Origin of the sequence: Nocardioides sp. CPCC 206348, from assembly GCF_048654705.1 — a bacterium.
Taxonomy (GTDB): Bacteria; Actinomycetota; Actinomycetes; order Propionibacteriales; family Nocardioidaceae; genus Nocardioides.
In genome coordinates, this window is record NZ_JBMCZA010000217.1 from 57,637 (window position 1) to 58,332 (window position 696).

The 696-nt window shown below is 69.7% G+C and carries 1 protein-coding gene and 1 pseudogene; both read right to left on the reverse strand.

The window, feature by feature from the left end; genetic code table 11:
• Positions 1 to 208, reverse strand: a pseudogene (locus ACOADB_RS24040) (transcriptional regulator); the annotation flags it as partial.
• A gap of 9 nt (positions 209 to 217) precedes the next feature.
• On the reverse strand, positions 218 to 696 hold a 479-nt coding region (locus tag ACOADB_RS24045; RefSeq protein WP_378604737.1), incomplete at its 5' end, for a WD40/YVTN/BNR-like repeat-containing protein.

Here is a 696-nt window from a genome sequence, read left to right on the forward strand (position 1 = left end):
AGGTCATCGCGCCCTCGCCGGCCTTCTTGTTCCCGGCCCAGGTGTAGCGGGCGCCGACGCCCTCGCCCTCGTAGGTGCGCTTGAGGTCCGGGTCGAGGCCCTCCCACGGGGACCACTTGATCCACTCGTGGAAGTCGGCGATGAGCGCGTGCACGGTGGCCGGCGGCGCAGCGATCGTGGTCTCGTGCGTCTGGGAGAAGGCAGGCATGGGGCGAACCTAGGCCACGCCGACCTTGACGGTCATCACGTCCGGCAGGTTTGCGGCGATCTCGGTCCACGACTCACCGTCGTCCGAGGACGCCCAGACCGAGCCGTTGCGGGCACCGAAGTACAGGCCCGCCGGATCGTGGCTGTCCACGCACATCGCGTCGCGCATCACGCCGACGTAGAAGTCGTCCGGCAACCCTTCGTCGTACGACGACCAGGACTCACCCGCGTCGTCGGAACGCCACACGCGGGCGTGGGCGTCGGGCGGGTAGCGACGCTCGCCCCCGCCGAGCGGGAACACCCAGATCGTGTCGGGACGGTGCGGATGGACCACGATCGGGAACCCGAAGTCGCTGGGCAGCGCGTCGCCGATCGACGTCCACGAACCGCCCTCGTCGTCGGACCGGTAGACCCCGCCGTGATTCTGCAGGTACAGCCGCTCGGGGCGGCTCGGATGCCGGGTGACCTTGTGGACGCACTGGCCGAACT